This is a genomic window from Pseudomonas thermotolerans DSM 14292, from assembly GCF_000364625.1.
Lineage (GTDB): Bacteria > Pseudomonadota > Gammaproteobacteria > Pseudomonadales > Pseudomonadaceae > Aquipseudomonas > Aquipseudomonas thermotolerans.
Map to the genome: position 1 here is coordinate 99,353 of NZ_KB822608.1, position 17,759 is coordinate 117,111.

At 67.3% G+C, this 17,759-nt stretch carries 19 protein-coding genes and 1 pseudogene; 10 read left to right on the forward strand and 10 right to left on the reverse strand.

Going from position 1 to position 17,759, the window contains the following annotated elements; all coding sequences use genetic code 11:
- Positions 1–44 precede the first annotated feature (44 nt).
- The 3 genes from minE to minC are packed head-to-tail and all read right to left on the reverse strand — an operon-like array spanning position 45 to position 1,909.
- Complete coding sequence (gene minE / locus H165_RS0109505; protein ID WP_017938701.1) at positions 45–299, reverse strand: cell division topological specificity factor MinE; 255 nt, start codon at positions 297–299, stop codon at positions 45–47.
- Positions 296–1,111 carry a septum site-determining protein MinD gene (gene minD / locus H165_RS0109510; RefSeq protein ID WP_017938702.1) on the reverse strand — a complete coding sequence of 272 codons (816 nt, stop codon included), beginning with the start codon at positions 1,109–1,111 and terminating at the stop codon, positions 296–298. Before minD ends, minE begins: the two co-directional genes overlap by 4 nt.
- A gap of 57 nt (positions 1,112–1,168) precedes the next feature.
- Positions 1,169–1,909, reverse strand: coding sequence for a septum site-determining protein MinC (gene minC, locus H165_RS0109515; RefSeq protein ID WP_017938703.1), 741 nt, complete (start codon positions 1,907–1,909; stop codon positions 1,169–1,171).
- A gap of 125 nt (positions 1,910–2,034) precedes the next feature.
- Here minC and H165_RS0109520 point away from each other — a divergent pair, with 125 nt between their 5' ends.
- Both H165_RS0109520 and H165_RS0109525 read left to right on the forward strand, forming a co-directional pair.
- Positions 2,035–2,973, forward strand: a complete 939-nt coding sequence (locus H165_RS0109520; protein WP_017938704.1) for a lipid A biosynthesis lauroyl acyltransferase — start codon at positions 2,035–2,037, stop codon at positions 2,971–2,973.
- 18 nt (positions 2,974–2,991) lie between these two features.
- Positions 2,992–4,197 (forward strand): patatin-like phospholipase family protein, encoded by a 1,206-nt coding sequence (locus H165_RS0109525; protein ID WP_017938705.1) that lies wholly within the window; start codon positions 2,992–2,994, stop codon positions 4,195–4,197.
- Here H165_RS0109525 and H165_RS0109530 read toward each other — a convergent pair.
- The 6 genes from H165_RS0109530 to H165_RS0109555 form a co-directional block, all read right to left on the reverse strand.
- Positions 4,170–5,018, reverse strand: a complete 849-nt coding sequence (locus H165_RS0109530) for a pirin family protein (protein ID WP_017938706.1) — start codon at positions 5,016–5,018, stop codon at positions 4,170–4,172. The genes H165_RS0109525 and H165_RS0109530 overlap by 28 nt on opposite strands.
- A gap of 143 nt (positions 5,019–5,161) precedes the next feature.
- Positions 5,162–5,863 carry an ABC transporter ATP-binding protein gene (locus H165_RS0109535; protein WP_017938707.1) on the reverse strand — a complete coding sequence of 234 codons (702 nt, stop codon included), beginning with the start codon at positions 5,861–5,863 and terminating at the stop codon, positions 5,162–5,164.
- Complete coding sequence (gene livG / locus H165_RS0109540) at positions 5,863–6,630, reverse strand: high-affinity branched-chain amino acid ABC transporter ATP-binding protein LivG (RefSeq protein ID WP_017938708.1); 768 nt, start codon at positions 6,628–6,630, stop codon at positions 5,863–5,865. The genes H165_RS0109535 and livG overlap by 1 nt, the downstream gene beginning before the upstream one ends.
- Complete coding sequence (locus tag H165_RS0109545) at positions 6,627–7,895, reverse strand: high-affinity branched-chain amino acid ABC transporter permease LivM (protein WP_017938709.1); 1,269 nt, start codon at positions 7,893–7,895, stop codon at positions 6,627–6,629. Before H165_RS0109545 ends, livG begins: the two co-directional genes overlap by 4 nt.
- On the reverse strand, positions 7,892–8,809 hold the full coding sequence (gene livH / locus H165_RS0109550; protein WP_017938710.1) for a high-affinity branched-chain amino acid ABC transporter permease LivH: 918 nt from the start codon (positions 8,807–8,809) through the stop codon (positions 7,892–7,894). The genes H165_RS0109545 and livH overlap by 4 nt, the downstream gene beginning before the upstream one ends.
- Positions 8,810–9,190: 381 nt before the next feature.
- Positions 9,191–10,315 (reverse strand): branched-chain amino acid ABC transporter substrate-binding protein, encoded by a 1,125-nt coding sequence (locus H165_RS0109555; RefSeq protein ID WP_017938711.1) that lies wholly within the window; start codon positions 10,313–10,315, stop codon positions 9,191–9,193.
- A gap of 259 nt (positions 10,316–10,574) precedes the next feature.
- Here H165_RS0109555 and H165_RS0109560 point away from each other — a divergent pair, with 259 nt between their 5' ends.
- The 5 genes and pseudogenes from H165_RS0109560 to H165_RS19975 all read left to right on the forward strand — a co-directional run.
- Positions 10,575–10,892: a DUF2288 domain-containing protein gene (locus H165_RS0109560; RefSeq protein WP_017938712.1), complete on the forward strand. Its 318-nt coding sequence runs from the start codon at positions 10,575–10,577 to the stop codon at positions 10,890–10,892.
- A gap of 93 nt (positions 10,893–10,985) precedes the next feature.
- Entirely contained in the window at positions 10,986–11,348 is a 363-nt protein-coding gene (locus H165_RS0109565; RefSeq protein WP_017938713.1) for a DUF5064 family protein, read from the forward strand.
- Between the two features lie 127 nt (positions 11,349–11,475).
- A complete protein-coding gene (locus H165_RS0109570; protein WP_017938714.1) occupies positions 11,476–12,366 on the forward strand; it encodes an NAD(P)-dependent oxidoreductase in 891 nt (296 codons plus the stop codon).
- Complete coding sequence (locus H165_RS0109575; protein WP_017938715.1) at positions 12,363–13,145, forward strand: hydroxypyruvate isomerase family protein; 783 nt, start codon at positions 12,363–12,365, stop codon at positions 13,143–13,145. Before H165_RS0109570 ends, H165_RS0109575 begins: the two co-directional genes overlap by 4 nt.
- 163 nt (positions 13,146–13,308) lie before the next feature.
- Positions 13,309–13,506 (forward strand): annotated as a pseudogene (locus tag H165_RS19975) (LysR family transcriptional regulator); the annotation flags it as partial.
- A 112-nt stretch (positions 13,507–13,618) separates the two neighbouring features.
- Here the strand turns inward: H165_RS19975 and rapA are convergent.
- Positions 13,619–16,462, reverse strand: coding sequence for an RNA polymerase-associated protein RapA (gene rapA, locus H165_RS0109580; protein WP_017938716.1), 2,844 nt, complete (start codon positions 16,460–16,462; stop codon positions 13,619–13,621).
- A 176-nt stretch (positions 16,463–16,638) separates the two neighbouring features.
- Here rapA and H165_RS0109585 point away from each other — a divergent pair, with 176 nt between their 5' ends.
- From H165_RS0109585 to H165_RS19775, 3 genes are read left to right on the forward strand one after another with little or no spacing between them, the layout of a single operon-like run.
- Complete coding sequence (locus tag H165_RS0109585) at positions 16,639–16,929, forward strand: hypothetical protein (RefSeq protein WP_017938717.1); 291 nt, start codon at positions 16,639–16,641, stop codon at positions 16,927–16,929.
- A gap of 3 nt (positions 16,930–16,932) precedes the next feature.
- Entirely contained in the window at positions 16,933–17,535 is a 603-nt protein-coding gene (locus H165_RS0109590; protein ID WP_017938718.1) for an alpha-ketoglutarate-dependent dioxygenase AlkB family protein, read from the forward strand.
- A complete protein-coding gene (locus tag H165_RS19775; protein ID WP_017938719.1) occupies positions 17,532–17,699 on the forward strand; it encodes a hypothetical protein in 168 nt (55 codons plus the stop codon). The genes H165_RS0109590 and H165_RS19775 overlap by 4 nt, the downstream gene beginning before the upstream one ends.
- Positions 17,700–17,759: the final 60 nt, after the last annotated feature.

The window sequence follows — 17,759 nt, forward strand, 5'->3', positions numbered from 1 at the left end:
AACGAAAACGGCGGCCGTGGCCGCCGTTTCCATCCACTCCGGGATCAGCGATCCGGCAGGGTGACGTTGAGCTCGAGGATCGAGCAGTTCCCCTGGTTCTCCAGGGCGACCTGAACCTGGTCGATGTCGATGTTGACGTACTTGCGGATCACTTCCACCAGTTCTTTCTGCAGGTCGGGCAGATAGTCCGGCTTGCTGCGCTGTCCGCGCTCGTGAGCGACGATGATCTGGAGACGCTCTTTCGCGACCGCGGCAGAGGACTGCTTCTTGCGCTCACGAAAGAAGTCAAAAATATTCATTCCCTACCTCCGAACAGGCGCTGCAGAAGCCCTTTCTTCTGCACGTCAAGGAAGCGGTGCGGCAGCTCCTTGCCGAGCAGGCGGTCGACGGCGTCGCTGTACGCCTGGCCGGCGTCGCTCTGCTCGTCGAGAATCACCGGAACGCCTTGGTTAGAGGCCTTGAGAACTGCCTGGGACTCCGGAATGACGCCAAGCAGACGGATGGCGAGGATTTCCTCGACGTCCTCGACACCGAGCATTTCGCCCTTGCTGACGCGCTCGGGGTTGTAGCGGGTCAGCAGCAGGTGTTCCTTGATCGGCTCTTCGCCCTGTTCGGCGCGCCGCGACTTGCTGGCCAGCAGGCCGAGCATGCGGTCGGAGTCGCGCACCGAGGAGACTTCAGGGTTGGTGACCACGATGGCCTCGTCGGCGAAGTACATGGCCAGGTGGGCACCCTTCTCGATGCCGGCCGGGGAGTCGCAGACGATGTATTCGAAGCTTTCGCGCAGCTCGTCCATCACCTTGCCGACGCCTTCCAGGGTCAGGGCGTCCTTGTCGCGGGTCTGGCTGGCGGCCAGGACGTAGAGATTCTCCAGGCGCTTGTCCTTGATCAGGGCCTGGGTGAGGGTGGCCTCGCCATTGATGACGTTGACGAAGTCATACACCACGCGCCGCTCGCAGCCCATGATCAGGTCAAGGTTGCGCAGACCGACGTCGAAGTCGACGATGACGGTTTTGTGCCCACGCAGGGCGAGGCCGGTGCCGATTGCAGCGCTGGTGGTGGTTTTGCCCACGCCACCCTTGCCGGAAGTGACTACGAGGATCTTGGCCAAGGTGATTCACCCCTAATGAAAGGATTTCAGGTCCTTGAAAATGTGCGGCAGTATCCGTTAAAGCCGGGTGATCTTCAACACATCTCCCGACAGGCTGACGTGCACTGCATCGCCCCAGGCCGGGTCGCGGCGCAGGTCCTCGGCGACCTTGTACTTGCCGGCGATGGAGAGCAGTTCGGCACCCAGGCGCTGGCAGAAGATCCGGGCCTTGGCATTGCCCTTGACCCCCGCCAGAGCACGACCGCGCATCGGTCCGTACACATGGATGTTGCCGTCGGCGAGAAGTTCCGCGCCGGCACTGACCGAGGCCAGCACCACCAGGTCGCCGCCCTCGGCGTAGACCTGCATGCCGCCGCGCACCGGGGTGGTGACCACCTTGGTCGGACGCACCTCCGGCTCCCTGGGCTTCTCCGCCTTGCGTCGCGCCTCGGCGCTTTCCGCCGGCTCGATCAGCCGTTCCCGCGCCCCGGACGGCGGCAGCACTGCCAGGTCCAGCTCGCGGGCGCGGGCGATGTGCTCCTCGCGTTCGGTGCGGATGGCCATGATGCACAGGCCGTGGCGCTTGCAGACGGCCTGCAGCTCGGCCAGGTCGAGCTCGCCGCAGTCCTCCGGCAGCTTGTCGAGGGCCAGCACCAGGGGAATGTTGCTGAAGAAGTTGGGGGCTTCGGCCACTTTCGCCAGCAACTGGGCGTCTAGGCGGGCGAGGTCGTTGTGGGTGAGCTCCAGCACGGTGATGGCAAGCATGCTGCCCTTGAGCTGGAACACGGGGGCTTGGTCGAGGAGGTCGGCTTGGCTCATTGTGCCTGCAGGGCCTGTGGCTGTGTGCGGAAAGTAGCGGGGACTTATAGCGAGAACCGTCATGCGGCCGCAAGCCGCGCGTGCCGTGTAGAATGCCCGGCCATGTCCCCTGTCCGGAATCTTCCATGGATCGTCCGCGTTTTCGAGCCTATTTCCTGCATCCGCGCTTTTGGCCGCTGTGGCTGGGTATCGGTCTGCTCTGGCTGGTCGCCCAACTGCCCTATCCGGCGCTGCTGCGGCTGGGCCGGCTGCTCGGCGCCCTGATGTACGCCCTGGCCGGATCGCGCCGGCACATCGCCGCGCGCAACCTGGAGCTGTGCTTCCCCGAACTTGCCGATGCGGAGCGCCAGCGGTTGCTTCGGGAGAACTTCGCGTCCATGGGCATCGCCTTCTTCGAGATGGCCATCAGCTGGTGGTGGCCGAAGAAGCGCCTGCGCAAGCTGGCCCACATCGAGGGCCTGGAGCTCCTGAAGAAGGCACAGGCCGAAGGCCGGGGGGTGATCCTCATGGCCGCCCACTTCACCACCTTGGAGATCGGCGCGGCGCTGCTCGGCCAGCAGCACACCATCGACGGCATGTACCGCGAACACAAGAATCCGGTGTTCGACTACCTGCAGCGCATGGGGCGCGAACGCCACAACCTGGACTCCACCGCTGTGGAGCGCGAGGACGTGCGCGGCATGCTCAAGCTGCTGCGCGCCGGACGGGCGATCTGGTACGCGCCGGATCAGGACTACGGCCGCAAGCAGAGCCTGTTCGTGCCGCTGTTCGGCATCCAGGCGGCGACCGTCACCGCCACCAGCAAGTTCGCCCGCTTGGGCCGCGCCCTGGTGATGCCCTTCACCCAGGTGCGCCTAGCGGACGGTTCGGGCTACCGGCTCATCGTGCATCCGCCGCTGGAGGACTTCCCCGGGGAGAGCGAGGAAGCCGATTGCCTGCGCATCAACCAGTGGGTGGAAGGCGTCATCCGCCAGTGCCCCGAGCAGTACCTGTGGGCGCACCGACGCTTCAAGACCCGGCCCGAAGGGGAGCCCAAGCTGTACCGCAAGCGCCGCGGCAGCTGATCGACAGGGAGGAGCGAGATGCCGGAGCAGAGTCCTTCGCCGTCGCCGGTGACCGGACTGATCCTGTCCGGCGGCGGCGCTCGTGCCGCCTACCAGGTGGGGGTGCTCTCGGCCATTGCCGAGCTGCTGCCGGAGACCGGCCAGAATCCCTTTCCGGTGATCGTCGGCACCTCGGCCGGGGCGGTGAACGCCGTCGGTCTGGCCTGCGGGGCGCTGCAGTTCGGCACGGCGATCCAGCGCCTGACCGCGGTGTGGCGCGGCTTCCACACCGGGCACATCTACCGCAGCGACTGGTCCGGAGTGGTGCGCCAGGCCGGCCGCTTCGTCGCCCGCCACCTGCTGGGCTTCGCCGGCGACCGGCCGGTGGCGCTGCTGGACAACGCTCCCCTGGGTGAACTCCTGGCCCGCGAGCTGGACTTTTCCGGCATCGCCGCGGCGGTGCGGCAACGCCGCCTGCGCGCGGTGGCGGTCACCGCCTTCGGCTACGAGACCGGCCAGGCGGTGACCTTCTACCAGGGCCGGGCCACCATCGATCCCTGGTTCCGCCATCGCCGGGTCGGGGTGCCGACCCGCCTGAACGTCGAGCACTTGCTGGCCAGTGCCGCCATCCCCATGCTGTTTCCGCCGGTCAAGGTGCACCGCGAGTACTTCGGCGACGGTGCTCTGCGCCAGTTCGCGCCGATCAGCCCGGCGCTGCACCTGGGGGCCAACCGGGTGCTGGTGATCGGCGTCAGCGGCCCCCGGCGCAACGGCGACGCCAATGCCGAGGTGCCGCGCCCGACCGGTGGGCGGCCGCCCAGCCTGGCGCAGATCGGCGGCCACATGCTCAACAGCACCTTCGTGGACAGCCTGGAAAGCGACCTGGAGACCCTGCAGCGCATCAACCTGCTCAGCGGCCTGCTCTCCGACACCGCACGCACGCGCCTCGGCGTGCGTCCCGTGGAGGTGCTGACCATCGCCCCCAGCCAGCCGCTGGAGCAGCTCGCCGCCCACTACCGCGCCGAGCTGCCTCGCGCCCTGCGGCCCTTTTTCTACGGACCTGGGGCGACCCGCAGCGGCGGCGCGGTGCTGCTCAGCTACCTGCTGTTCGAGCCGGGCTACTGCAACGCACTGATCGAGCTGGGCTACCGGGACGCCATGGCCCAGCGCGAGGTGCTGGGGCGCTTCCTGGCGGTGGAAGCGTCCCTGCCGAGCTCTCAGGCGGTCAGCCGGCCGTCACGATAGTCGCGCAGGGCCTGCTCGATCTCCTCGCGGCTGTTCATCACGAAGGGCCCGTACTGCACGATGGGCTCGCCCAGCGGCCGGCCGGCGATCAGCAGGACCCGGGCGCCCGAGGTGCTGGCCAGCTCGAGCGAGCCCTGCTCGGAAAGGCGTACCAGGCGGCTGCGGCCGACCCGGGTGCCGTTGACCTGAACTTCCCCCTCGTAGACGTAGAGCAGCACCCGGTGGCCGTCCAACAGGCGCGGACGCAGCGTGCTGCCGGCCGGCAGCTGCAGGTCGAACAGCTGAGGCTCGGTGTGCGGTCGCTGTACGGCGCCGTCGAGCTGCTCGTGGCCGTCGTCGAAGCGCCCGGCGATGACCACCACCTCGACGCCCACGGCGGTGCGCAGGCGCGGGATCTCCTCGGGGGCGAAGTCGCGGTAGCCGGGATCGCCCAGCTTGTCCCTGGCCGGCAGGTTGAGCCAGAGCTGGAAGCCGCGCATCACGCCTTCCTCTTGCTCGGGCATCTCGCTGTGGATCACGCCGCGGGCGGCGGTCATCCACTGCACGCCGCCGCTCTTCAGCCGGCCGACGTTGCCCATGTGGTCCTCGTGACGCATGTGCCCTTCGAGCATGTAGGTGATGGTCTCGAAGCCGCGGTGCGGGTGCGGCGGGAAGCCGGCGATGTAGTCGTCGGGATTCTCCGAGCCGAACTCATCGAGCATCAGGTAGGGATCGAAGCGCTCCAGGTCGGGGCCGCCGATGACCCGGGTCAGGCGCACGCCGGCGCCGTCAGAGGCCGCCTGACCGGTATGGATGGAGAGAATGGATCGCAGCTGGGTCATGGGACACCTCCTGAATGGGAATGTCGCCATGTTAGTGCGGAAAACTCGATTGATGTATGGAAGATGAGTGTAACTAATATCTAGTATTTCGATTTGTTCAGGGGGCTCCCCTTCCGTGCTCGGAAGGGGAGCGGGGAGGGCGGCTAGCCGCCCAGGTAGGCGTCGCGGACCTTGGGATCGTTCAGCAGGGTGTCGCCGCTGCCCTGCATGACGATGTGGCCGTTCTCCAGCACATAGGCTCGGTCGGCCAGCTTGAGCGCCTGGTTGGCGTTCTGTTCGACCAGAAAGATGGTCACCCCGTCCTGGCGCAGTTGCTCGATGATCGCGAAGATCTGCTGGATGATGATCGGCGCCAGGCCCAGGGACGGCTCGTCGAGCAGCAGCAGCTTGGGCTTGCTCATCAGCGCGCGGCCGATGGCGAGCATCTGCTGCTCGCCGCCGGACATGGTGCCGGCGCGCTGGGCGAAGCGCTCCTTGAGACGCGGGAAGAGCTCCAGCACCTTGTCCAGCTGCTCCTGCCGCTCCTGCTTGCTGCTGAAGAAGCCGCCCATCGCCAGGTTCTCTTCGACGGTCAGGCGCGAGAACACACGGCGGCCTTCCGGCACTATGGCGATGCTCTTGCGCATGATGTCGCAGGTCTCCTGGCCGACCAGTTCCTCGCCCAGGTAGCGGATGCTGCCGCTGGTCGCCCGCGGCGAGCCGCAGAGGGTCATCAGCAGGGTGGACTTGCCAGCGCCGTTGGCGCCGATCAGGGTGACGATCTCGCCCTGGTTGACCTCCAGGCTCACCTCGTGGAGCGCCTGGATCTTGCCGTAGAAGGTGGAAACCTTGTCGAACCTCAGCATCAGGCTTCTCCCAGGTAGGCCTTGATCACGTCCGGGTTGCTGCGGACCTGCTCCGGCGTGCCGGATGCCAGGGGCGTACCCTGGTTGATCACGTAGATGTAGTCGGAAATGCTCATCACCAGCTTCATGTCGTGCTCGATCAGCAGCACGGTGACGTCGTGCTCGTCGCGCAGCACGCTGATCAGCGCCTTGAGGTCCTCGGTCTCGCGCGGGTTGAGGCCGGCGGCGGGCTCGTCGAGCATCAGCAGGCGCGGCCGGGTCATCATGCAGCGGGCGATCTCCAGGCGGCGCTGCTGGCCGTAGGCCAGGGTGCCGGCCGGACGGTTGGCGAGGTCCAGCAGGTTGACCCGCTCCAGCCAGTGCGCGGCGAACTCCATGGCCTGGCGCTCGCTGCGCCGGTAGGCCGGGGTTTTGAACAGGCCGGACAGGTAGTTGGTGTTGAGGTGGCGGTGCTGGGCGATCAGCAGGTTCTCCACCACGGTCATGTCCTTGAACAGGCGGACGTTCTGGAAGGTGCGCACCACCCCCTTGCGGGCAATCTTGTGGCCGGGCAGGCCGTGGATCGGCTCGCCGTCGAGGAGGATGCTGCCCGAGGTCGGCTGGTAGAAGCCGGTCAGGCAGTTGAACACGGTGGTCTTGCCGGCGCCGTTGGGGCCGATCATCGAGACCACCTGTTTGGGATTGACGGTCAGGTTCACGCCGTTGACCGCCAGCAGGCCGCCGAAGCGCATGGTCAGGCCGCTGGCTTCCAGGATCGGTCGACTCATTGCTTCAGCTCCAGATGGGGACGTTGCATGGGCAGGAGACCTTGCGGGCGCCAGATCATCATCAGCACCATCAGGGCGCCGAAGATCAGCATTCGGTAGTCGGCGAACTCGCGGGTCAGCTCGGGCAGCAGGGTCAGCACGACTGCAGCTAGGATCACTCCGAGCTGCGAGCCCATGCCGCCGGCCACCACGATGGCGAGGATGATCGCCGACTCGATGAAGGTGAACGACTCGGGGGTGATCAGGCCCTGGCGGGCGGCGAAGAAGCTGCCGGCGAAACCGGCGAAGCTGGCGCCGATGGTGAACGCCGAGAGCTTGATTACCGTGGGGTTGAGGCCTAGGGCGCGGCAGGCGATCTCGTCCTCGCGCAGGGCTTCCCAGGCACGGCCGATGGGCATGCGGATCAGCCGGTTGATCACGAACAGGGCGAACAGCACCAGCAGCAGGGCGATCAGGTAGAGGAAGATCACCTTGTTGATCGACTGGTAAGAGAGGCCGAAGAACTCGTGGAAGGTCTGCATGCCCTCGGGCGCCACGCGGTCGAAGCTCAGGCCGAACAGGCTCGGCTTGTCGATGTTGCTGATGCCGTTGGGGCCGCCGGTGAGCTCGGTCATGTTGCGCAGCAGGATACGGATGATCTCGCCGAAGCCGAGGGTGACGATGGCCAGGTAGTCACCGCGCAGGCGCAGTACCGGGAAGCCGAGGACGAAGCCGAACAGCGCGGCCATCAGCCCGGCGATCGGCAGGCAGGTCCAGAAGCCCAGGCCGTAGTAGTGGGAGAGCAGCGCGTAGCTGTAGGCGCCTACCGCATAGAAGCCCACGTAGCCGAGGTCGAGCAGGCCGGCCAGACCGACCACGATGTTCAGTCCGAGGCCGAGCAGTACGTAGATCAGAACCAGGGTGGCGATGTCCACCGCGCCGCGCGAGCCGAAGAACGGCCAGGCCAGGGCGATGACTATCAGCACCATGATCACCCTGCGCTGGGTGGAGGGCAGGGTCAGGGTGTTGCTGACCCGCGCGGGGATCTTCGGTAGCCGCGGCGCGCTCTGCCAGGCGCGGGCCAGGCGGTCGCGGAACAGCTGCCAGAAGAACATCGCCACGGCGCAGGCGGCGATGGCCCACAGGGTCGCCGGGCTGGCACCGTGGACTTGCAGCTTGATGCCCACGGTGGTCAGTTTCAGGCCGAGCACCGGGTAGGCCACCGCGAGCACCAGCAGGGCGCTGAAGAACGCGGTCTTGAGCGGGGAATGGGTGGTCTGGCTCATACCTTTTCAACCTCCGGACGGCCGAGGATGCCGGTCGGGCGGAACAGCAGCAGAAGCACCAGGAGGGTGAAGGCCACCACGTCCTTGTACTGGTCGCCGAATACGTCGGCGCCGAAGGCCTCGGCCACGCCGAGGACCAGGCCGCCGAGCATGGCGCCGGGGATGCTGCCGATGCCACCGAGTACCGCGGCGGTGAACGCCTTGATGCCGGCGAGGAAGCCCAGGTTGGGGTTGATGAAGCCGTAGCGCATGCTGATCAGCACCGCGGCGACGGCGGCCAGGGCGGCGCCGATGACGAAGGTCAGGGCGATGATGTTGTTGGTGTTGATGCCCAGTAGGTTGGCCATCTTCAGGTCCTCGGCGGTGGCACGGCAGGCGCGACCGAGGCGCGAACGGGCGATGAACAGGGTCAGCCCGATCATCGCCACGAAGGTGATGACGAAGATGAACACCTGCATGTAGGAGATGGACACCGCGCCGCCAGCGACCAGGTCGAACTTGCCCGGCAGCGGGTCGGGAATCGACTTGCCGCGGGAGTCCTGGGCCAGCAGCACCATGTTCTGCAGGACGATGGACATGCCGATCGCCGAGATCAGCGGGATCAGCCGGTTGCCGCCGCGTAGCGGGCGGTAGGCCACGCGTTCGATGCTGTAGCCGTAAGCACTGGTGACGATCATGCTGGCAACGAAGGCGGCGATGGTCAGCAGCGCCACGCTGTCGATGCCCAGCATGGCCAGGCCGGCGATGGCGATGAAGGCGATGTACGAGCCGATCATGTAAACCTCGCCGTGGGCGAAGTTGATCATGCCGATGATGCCGTAGACCATGGTGTAGCCGATGGCGATCAGGGCATAAGTGCTTCCCACCGACAGGCCGTCGATCAACAGCTGAAGGTAGTGATTGAGTTCAGGCATTGCCTACTCCTCGGGCCTTGGCGATCGAGGCGCTTGTGGCGCAACGCGGACCCGTAAAGCGCGGATAGACAAAACCCGCTGCCGGATCGGGAAGTGCGGAAGGCTCCGCCAGGTTCGTGGTGTGCCGCTAGTCGGCGCACGGCCGGCTGGCTGGCGCGGACCGGGTTCGCGGCATCCCTGCCAGATACCCCCGCCGGAAGGCTGCACCAGAGGCCCTCAGGGTTTCGGGCCGCGGTTCCGAATGGGGGATGAACTTCAGGTATCGCGCTGGCACTGGTCCGTCCCTCGGGACGCCCGGCAACTGGCCCGGACCGGCGCCAGCTGCCGCGACGACCCACTTCAACGATTCCCGGACAGTGGGTTTCGGTTCATTGCGACGGATTACTCCGCGAGGGTTTTGGTCGCGTCCTCGTGCCACTCGTAGACCACGAAGGAGAAGTCCTTCAGGTCACCCTTCTCGTCGAAGGCGAGGGTGCCGGTCGGCGTGTCGAAGGTGTTGGAGCGCAGCGCAGCGGCCACCTTGGCGGTGTCGGAGTCGTCGCCGACCTTGGCGATGCTTTCCGCGATCACCTGGACGGCGGCATAGGCCGGGAACACGAACGGGCCGCTCGGGTCCTCGTTCTTGGCCTTGAAGGCCTCGACCAGCGCCTGGTTCTTCGGATCCTGGTCGAAGGACTTCGGCAGGGTCACCAGCAGGCCTTCGGAAGCCGGGCCGGCGATGGCCGAGAGCTCCTTGTTACCCACGCCCTCCGGGCCCATGAACTTGACGTCCAGGCCCTTCTCGCGCGCCTGGCGCAGCAGCAGGCCGAGTTCCGGGTGGTAGCCGCCGTAGTAGACGAAGTCCACGTTGGCCTGCTTGAGCTTGGCGATCAGCGCGGAGAAGTCCTTGTCGCCGGCGTTGATACCTTCGAACACGCCGACCTGGATGCCCTTGCTCTCCAGGGTCTCCTTCACGGCGGTGGCGATGCCTTCGCCGTACTGCTGCTTGTCGTGGATCACTGCGACGTTGGAGGGCTTGATGCGCTCGGCGATGTAGTTGCCGGCGGCCGGCCCCTGCATGCTGTCCAGACCGATGGTGCGGAACACCAGCTTGTAGCCGCGGCTAGTGATGTCCGGGCTGGTGGAGGCGGCGGTGATCATCAGGATGCCGTCGTCCTCGTAGATATCGGAGGCCGGCTGGGTGGAGCTGGAGCAGAGGTGACCGACCACGTACTTGATCTTGTCGTTGACGATCTTGTTGGCGACGGCCACGGCCTGCTTGGGATCACAGGCGTCGTCGTAGACTACGGCTTCGAGCTGCTTGCCGATCACCCCCCCGGCTTTGTTGATCTGCTCGACGGCCATCTTGGCGCCGATGATCTGCATTTCGCCGTACTGAGCAACCGCTCCGGTGGTCGGCCCGGCCAGGGCGATCTTGATGGTGTCGGACTGCTCCGAGCAGCCGCTCAGGCCGAAGAAGGCGGCAATGGCGGTACACAGCAGTGTGCGGCGGATGGTGTTATTCATATTTTGCTCCACTCAAACCCTTTGTAATTGTTGTCGCGGCCTAGGCCTGACAAGTCCTTGGGATGTGCCCGATCCGGGTCCCCCGAACTGTACCGGTACAGTGTAGGGCTCGCCCCTGGGCCTTGGAAGTCGGGGCGGCCGGCCGGATCGGACGTGTGTCGCCAAATCGCAATAAATGTATAGAAAAACGGCGATTCATCACGTTTGGCGACGCTATCATGGCGACCCTTCGCAACCGACTAGTCCGATCGAGGTCTCCATGACAGAGAAACCTAGCACCCTCTATGCCAAGCTGCTCGGCGAGACCGCACGAATCGGCTGGCAGGAGCTGCAACCCTTCTTCGCCCGTGGCTCCCTGCTCTGGGTCGGCGCGGATCTCGACCTGGTGGCGGTGGCCGTGGCCTTTGCCGAGAACGACAAGGCCAGCGTCTCGGCCTGGCTGGCCGGCGGCCAGCTGGGCAAGCTGGAGGCGTCGCGTGCCGAGGACCTCCTGGTCCGCGACCCGGAGCTCTGGGCAGTGGTGGTGGCGCCCTGGGTTCTGGTACAGGAGCGCGGCACTGCGCCGCTGCGGCACTGAAATGCCCTTGCGCTAGACTGGGTGGGTCGTCCGGGCCTGGGAACGGGCCCTATCCAGGGATGGGCACATCCCTCCACCATCAGGAGCAATGCCATGTTCGAACCGGGTCATCTGCATCTCGTGAACCTGCCGGGGCTGGGGACGCAGGGGCTGGACATCCACCTTTATTACGAGGTCCGGAGCGATTCCGAGAAGGGGCCGTTGGTGCATTTCCGCATGACCGGCGAGATCGAGGGCAGGAATTTCGAGGAGGAGTTCGAACTGCGCCGCGATACCGCCTTCAATTTCGCCAGCGTGGCGACCCGTCTGGCCGCCAAGCACGGCCTGCATCCGCAGCTCGGTCCGGTGGTGCGCAACCACCGCGACTACGACGCCATGTTCGAGGATATCCGCGAAAAGCTCAGCGCCCACCCCGGCGAGCCGGTGGATCTGGATCGCCTGTTGCGCGGCGACTGATGGAATCGCGCATCCATGCCTGGCCTGCCCGGGGGCGCAGTGCGCGTCCCGCGGCGTTTTGTCGAATCCCGTCCCGGCGCGCGGCCCGGCCGCGTTACCGGGGACCGGTCTTTCCCTGGAGTATCCCGTGAGTACTAGCCTTCCGTCCCTCGCTTTCGCCGGTATCGGCCTGATGGGCCTGCCGATGTGCCGCCGCCTGCTCGCCGCCGGCTATCCCTTGACCGTATGGAACCGCACCCCCGAGAAATGTGCGCCCCTGGTGGCCGCCGGGGCCCGCCAGGTGGCGACGCCCGCCGAGTTGTGCCAGGCCGCCGACGTGGTGATGCTCTGCCTGGCCGACACCGCGGTGGTGCGCGAGGTGGTGTTTGGCGCCAATGGCGTGGTCGAAGCCGCCCGCGCCGGCCAGCTGCTGGTGGACTTCTCCAGCCTGGAGCCGGCCGCCACCCGTGAGATGGCCGCCGAGTTGGAGGGGCGCACCGGGATGCGCTGGCTGGATACCCCGGTGTCCGGCGGCACTCCGGGCGCTGAGGCCGGGACCTTGGCGATCATGGCCGGTGGCCGCGCCGAGGACCTGGCGCGCGTGCGCCCGATCCTGGCGCATCTGGGCCAGCGCGTGACCCATATGGGCGCAGTGGGCGCCGGCCAGGTTACCAAGGTGTGCAACCAGATGATCGTCGCCTGCAATGCTCTGGTGATCGCCGAGGTGGTGGCCCTGGCCGAGCAGGCCGGGGTGGATGCCACGCTGATCGCCGAGGCGCTGGCCGGCGGTTTCGCCGACTCCAAGCCGCTGCAGATTCTCGCCCCGCAGATGGCCGAGAGCCGCTTCGAGCCGATCAAGTGGCACGTGCGCACCCTGCTCAAGGATCTCGACACCGCGGTCAAGCTGGCCCGCGAGCAGGGCAGGGCGACGCCGATGAGCGGTCTGGCCGCCCAACTGATGCGCCTGCATGGCAGCAAGGGCAACCTGGAGCGCGACCCGGCGACCCTGGTGGAGCTCTACCGGGAGAATGCGCAATGAGGATCGCCGCCAACCTGTCCCTGCTGTTCACCGAGCGGCCGCTGGTCGAGCGGGTGGTGGCCGCGGCCGCGGCCGGCTTCGACGGCGTGGAGATCCAGTTTCCCTACGAGGTGCCGGCGCTGCGCCTGAAGGAGGCACTGGAGGCGGCGGGGATGCCGCTGGTGCTGATCAACGTGCCGGCCGGCGATCTGATGGACGGCGGTCCGGGCCTGGCGGGGGTACCGGCACGCCGCGAGGAATTCGCCGCGGCGCTGCGCGAGGCGCTGACCTACGCGGCCATGGTCCGTCCGGCCTGTGTCAACGTGCTGCCGGGGCGCCTGGCCGAGGGTGTGGCGCGTGGGCAGGCGCTCGCCACCCTGGCCGACAACCTGCGCCTGGCCGCCGAGGAGTTCCAGGTGCTCGGTATCCGTGTGCTGGTGGAGGCGATCAACCCCCTGGACATGCCCGGCTTCCTGATCAACACCCCCGAGCACCTGGTCGAGCTGCTGGAGACGGTCGATCACCCCAACCTGGCCGCCCAACTGGACTTCTACCACATGGCCCGCCAAGGCCTGGACCTGCCGGCGAGCATCGCAAGGCTCGCCGGGCGCATCGGCCACGTGCAGTTCGCCGACTGCCCCGGGCGTGGCGCCCCGGGCAGCGGCTGCCTGGACTTCTCCAGCGCGCTGCAGGCGTTGCGCAAAGCCGGCTACCAGGGCTGGCTGGCCGCCGAGTACAAGCCGGACGCGCAGGGCGCCCAGGCCGGTCTCGGCTGGCTGGCGGAGTGGCGTCAGGCTTGACCCCTTCCGGGGGCTGCACGCCACTCCCTGTTCGGGTCCACTGCCGGCAGGGAGAGGGTGGTGGCTTCGGTGTCGCCCCGGTCTGTAGCGGCTCGGATTGCCTTGCGGCGTGGACGCCTGGGAGCGCTGGCGCCTTACGAGAACTCTCAGGCTGCGCCGTCCGGCTGGCACAGGACTGGCTATCCGCCCTCAGTGCATGGGCCGCTACGCCTCCCGGCTGGTAGCGGTCCTGCCGGAACTTTTCAGCGACCGGGAGTACTGGATGTGCAGCCGCCGAGAGCTGCGTCGTTCGGTACGCCTGCGTCTGGTCTGGGACTTCCTGCTCGAACTGTGCCGGCGCGAGCAGGGGGTATTGATGGGGACGGGGGGACTAGGCCTGGCCAGAACACCGCTCGGATTTAGGCAGGGCAGAGGCTGTTTCTCCCTCGCCTTAGCCCTCTCCGCTCGGGGAGAGGGCGGAGCACCGAGGATACTTAACCGGCCACCATGACGCGGATGGCTTCCAGGCGCAGGGCGGCCTTGTCGAGCATTTCCAGGCCTTGTTCGCGCTGCTGACGCAGGGCTTCCAGCTCGCTGTCGCGCACGCTGGGATTGACCGCCTGCAGGGCGGACAGGCGTGCCAGTTCCTCGTCTAGGTCGGCGGCCAGGCGGCGTTTGGCCTCCGCGACCCGTTCGGCATGGCGCGGCGCGGCCTTGCTCTCGGCGACGTCGATCAGCCTGGCTAGCTGGTCGCGCTGGGCCTGCACGAACTTGTTGGCGCTGGCGCGCGGCACCGCCTCGAGCTGGTCGTTGAGCTTGTCGAAGGACACCTTATTGGCCAGGTCGTTGCCGTTGACGTCCAGCAGGCAGCGCAGTGCAGCCGGAGGCAGGTGGCGTTCCAGCTGCAGCTGGCGGGGGGCGATGACCTCGCTGACGAACAGCACCTCGAGGAGCAGGGTGCCGGGCTTGAGCGCCTTGTTGTTGATCAGCGCTACTGCGGTGTTGCCCATGGAGCCGGACAGCACCAGGTCCATGCCGCCCTGCACCATGGGATGCTCCCAGGTGATGAACTGCATGTCCTCGCGGGACAGCGCCTGCTCGCGGTCGTAGGTGATGGTCACCGCCTCGTCGTCGCCGAGCGGGAAGCTGGCGTCCAGCATCTTCTCGCTGGGGCGCAGGATCAGGGCGTTCTCCGAGTGATCCTCGCTGTCGATGCCGAAGGCGTCGAACAGCGCCTCCATGTAGATCGGCAGGGCGAACTGGTCGTCCTGCTCGGCGATGGCCGCGGCCAGTTCCTCGCCCTCGCCGGCGCCGCTGGAATTGAGCTCCAGCAGGCGGTCGCGGCCATCGTGCAGCTCGCCTTCCAGACGTTCGCGCTCGGCGCGGGCCTCGGCCAGCAGAGTTTCCCAGGCCTTGTCGTCGCCGCCGGCTAGCAGCGGCAGCAGGCGCGGGCCGAACTGCTGCTGCAGGGCGTTGCCGGTCGGGCAGGTGGTCTGGAAGGCGTTCAGCGCCAGGTGGTACCAGTGGAACAGGCGCTCCTGCGGGCTGCCTTCCAGATAGGGTACGTGCAGCTGGATGGTGTGCTTCTGGCCGATGCGGTCGAGACGGCCGATGCGCTGTTCGAGCAGGTCCGGGTGGGTCGGCAGGTCGAACAGCACCAGATGGTGGGCGAACTGGAAGTTGCGGCCTTCCGAGCCGATTTCCGAGCAGATCAGCACCTGGGCACCGAACTCCTCGTCAGCGAAGTAGGCGGCGGCGCGGTCGCGCTCGAGGATGCTCATGCCCTCGTGGAACACCGTGGCCGGGATGCCGGAGCGCACCCGCAGGGCGTCTTCCAGGTCCATGGCGGTCTCGGCGTGGGCGCAGATCACCAGCACCTTGAACTTCTTGAGCATCTTCAGGGTGTCGATCAGCCAGTCGACGCGCGGGTCGAAGCGCCACCAGCGGTTTTCCTCGGCATCCTCGGCCTGGGCCTGGTACTGCGCTTCGGGGTACAGCTCGGCGCGCTCGCTGGGCTCCAGATCAAGGTATTCCGTGGGAATGGGCAGCGGGTAGGGGTGCACCTGGCGTTCCGGGAAACCGCGCACCGCGGCGCGGGTGTTGCGGAACAGCAGGCGGCCGGTGCCGTGGCGGTCGATTAGTTCGCGGATCAGGCGCGCACTGGCCTGGGTGTCGCCGTCGCTGACCGCGGCGAGCAGTGCTTCGCCCTCGGCGCCGAGGAACTTGGCGATGGTGGCATGGGCCTCGGTGGAGAGCCGGCCGTGGTCGAGCAGCTCTTGCACCGCTTCGGCCACCGGCTTGTAGTTGGCGCTTTCCGCGCGGAAGGCTTCCAGGTCATGGAAACGGTGCGGATCAAGCAGGCGTAGGCGGGCGAAGTGGCTTTCCTGGCCGAGCTGCTCGGGAGTGGCGGTGAGCAGCAGTACGCCGGGGATCGCTGCGGCCAGTTGCTCGACCAGCCGGTATTCGGGGCTGGCCTGCTCGGGGTGCCAGACCAGGTGGTGCGCCTCGTCGACCACCAGCAGGTCCCAGCCGGCGGCGAACAGGGCCTCCTGGGCGCGCTCGTCGCCGATCAGCCACTCCAGGGCGACCAGCGCCAGCTGGCTGTCCTCGAAGGGGTTGCTGGCATCGCTTTCGGCGAAGCGCTCGGCGTCGAACAGCGTCACCTGCAGGTTGAAGCGCCGGCGCATCTCCACCAGCCACTGGTGCTGGAGGTTCTCTGGCACCAGGATCAGCACCCGGCTGGAGCGCCCGCTGAGCAGCCGCCGATGGATCACCAGGCCGGCCTCGATGGTCTTGCCGAGGCCCACCTCGTCGGCCAGCAGCACCCGCGGGGCGACCCGGTCGGCCACTTCGCGGGCGATGTGCAGCTGGTGGGGGATCGGCTGGGCGCGGGCGCCGCATAGGCCCCACAGCGGCGACTGCAGCAGCCGGCTGGTGTGCTCCAGGGTGCGGTAGCGCAGGGTGAACCAGGGCAGCGGGTCGATCTGCCCGGCGAACAGACGGTCGCTGGCCAGGCGGAACTGGATGAAGTTGGACAGCTCGGTTTCCGGCAGGCTGGCCGGACGGTTCTGCTCGTCGAGGCCGTGGTAGGTGAGCAGGCCGTCGTTGTCCTCCACCTCGCGGACGATCAGCTTCCAGCCCTCGAAGTGGGTCACTTCGTCGCCCGGGGCGAAGCGCACGCGGGTCAGCGGTGCGTTGCGCAGGGCGTAGAGGCGCGTTTCCCCGGTGGCCGGATAGAGCATGGTGAGCATGCGCCCATCCTGGGTGAGGACGGTGCCCAAGCCCAACTCAGCTTCGCTGTCGCTGATCCAGCGTTGCCCCGGTACGTACTGCGCCATGCCTGTCTCCCCGATGAAAAGCCGCGTATGGTAACGGATCACCAGGCCCAGGCCAAAGCCAGCGCAGCCGGGCCGGCGAGTCTTGTCCGATCAGTGTAGCGAGCGCATCCTCAAGTCGACGAGCGCCCTGCCGACAGTCTGACCAAAGGATGCCACCCCGGAGGGCCTGCCCAGCCATGCTGCCCCCTATTCCCCAGAGCCTGGTGCCGGTCACCAGCCAGCAGGACGTGCCCAAACCGCGTCCCGAGGTGCAGCCGGTGACCCCGCCTCAGGCGGACTCCGGCAGCGCCGGGGTGGGCCTGCGTCAGCGCGATCCCCAGGAGGAAGTCGAGCGCCAGCGCGACCGTCAGCGCCGGCGCCAGGTCTATACGGCCGAGCAGTTGGCCGCCGGCGAGGTGGCCGAGGCGGACCGCGACCTCTTGGAGGAGCTGCCGCGTCAGGGACTGTGGGTGGATGTAGAGGTCTGAGCGATGAGCCTGTTCGCCGAGTGTCCGCTGGACTTGCCCGACGCCGAGCTGCGCCTGCTACCCGGCTGGGTGACGGCGGAGGAGGCCGATCGCTGGCTGGCGCAACTGCTGGCGGAAACGCCCTGGGAGCAGCCGCAGGTGGTGCTCCACGGCCGTGCTTATGCGGTGCCGCGGCTGGTCGCCTGGTACGGCGATCCCGGCGCCCGCTACCGCTATTCCGGGCTGTGCCACGAGCCGCGACCCTGGACGCCGCTGCTCGCCGGGATCCGCCGGCGTGTAGAGGCCGAGTGTGGCCAGCCGTTCAACGGCGTGCTGCTCAACTACTACCGCGGCGGCCAGGATTCCATGGGCTGGCACAGTGACGACGAGCCCGAGCTGGGCTTGCGGCCGCTGGTGGCGTCGCTGAGCCTGGGCGGCACCCGGCGCTTCGACCTGCGCCGCAAGGGTGCCACGCGCATAGAGCATTCCCTGCTGCTGGAGCACGGTTCGCTGCTGGTCATGGCCGGCGCGACGCAGCATCATTGGCAGCACCAAGTGGCGAAGACGCGCCAAGCCTGCGCGTCGCGCCTGAACCTGACCTTCCGCCTGATCCGGTCGCCCGCATGAGTTCCGATGACAAGCTGATCGACTTCAGCGCCGAGCGCGGCAAGCGCATCCATGACCTGCACGAGAAGCGCCTCAACGAGATGCGCCAGGCCTTCGAGCGCGCCCTGCCCATGCCCAAGGGACGGAAAAAGGCCGCCAAGGGCAAGCCGAAGAAGAAGCGCTGAGCGCTTTTCCATTCCCCGGTTCCTGCTGGCAGCGCAAGGCCTCGGGCGAGCGTCCCGGGG

Coding starts and splice junctions, on each gene's coding strand:
- minE (WP_017938701.1), bottom strand. CDS start 299: ATGAATATTTTTGACTTCTTTCGTGAGCGCAAGAAGCAGTCCTCTGCC.
- minC (WP_017938703.1), bottom strand. CDS start 1,909: ATGAGCCAAGCCGACCTCCTCGACCAAGCCCCCGTGTTCCAGCTCAAG.
- H165_RS0109520 (WP_017938704.1), top strand. CDS start 2,035: ATGGATCGTCCGCGTTTTCGAGCCTATTTCCTGCATCCGCGCTTTTGG.
- H165_RS0109525 (WP_017938705.1), top strand. CDS start 2,992: ATGCCGGAGCAGAGTCCTTCGCCGTCGCCGGTGACCGGACTGATCCTG.
- H165_RS0109530 (WP_017938706.1), bottom strand. CDS start 5,018: ATGACCCAGCTGCGATCCATTCTCTCCATCCATACCGGTCAGGCGGCC.
- H165_RS0109535 (WP_017938707.1), bottom strand. CDS start 5,863: ATGCTGAGGTTCGACAAGGTTTCCACCTTCTACGGCAAGATCCAGGCG.
- livG (WP_017938708.1), bottom strand. CDS start 6,630: ATGAGTCGACCGATCCTGGAAGCCAGCGGCCTGACCATGCGCTTCGGC.
- H165_RS0109545 (WP_017938709.1), bottom strand. CDS start 7,895: ATGAGCCAGACCACCCATTCCCCGCTCAAGACCGCGTTCTTCAGCGCC.
- livH (WP_017938710.1), bottom strand. CDS start 8,809: ATGCCTGAACTCAATCACTACCTTCAGCTGTTGATCGACGGCCTGTCG.
- H165_RS0109555 (WP_017938711.1), bottom strand. CDS start 10,315: ATGAATAACACCATCCGCCGCACACTGCTGTGTACCGCCATTGCCGCC.
- H165_RS0109560 (WP_017938712.1), top strand. CDS start 10,575: ATGACAGAGAAACCTAGCACCCTCTATGCCAAGCTGCTCGGCGAGACC.
- H165_RS0109565 (WP_017938713.1), top strand. CDS start 10,986: ATGTTCGAACCGGGTCATCTGCATCTCGTGAACCTGCCGGGGCTGGGG.
- H165_RS0109575 (WP_017938715.1), top strand. CDS start 12,363: ATGAGGATCGCCGCCAACCTGTCCCTGCTGTTCACCGAGCGGCCGCTG.
- rapA (WP_017938716.1), bottom strand. CDS start 16,462: ATGGCGCAGTACGTACCGGGGCAACGCTGGATCAGCGACAGCGAAGCT.
- H165_RS0109585 (WP_017938717.1), top strand. CDS start 16,639: ATGCTGCCCCCTATTCCCCAGAGCCTGGTGCCGGTCACCAGCCAGCAG.
- H165_RS0109590 (WP_017938718.1), top strand. CDS start 16,933: ATGAGCCTGTTCGCCGAGTGTCCGCTGGACTTGCCCGACGCCGAGCTG.
- H165_RS19775 (WP_017938719.1), top strand. CDS start 17,532: ATGAGTTCCGATGACAAGCTGATCGACTTCAGCGCCGAGCGCGGCAAG.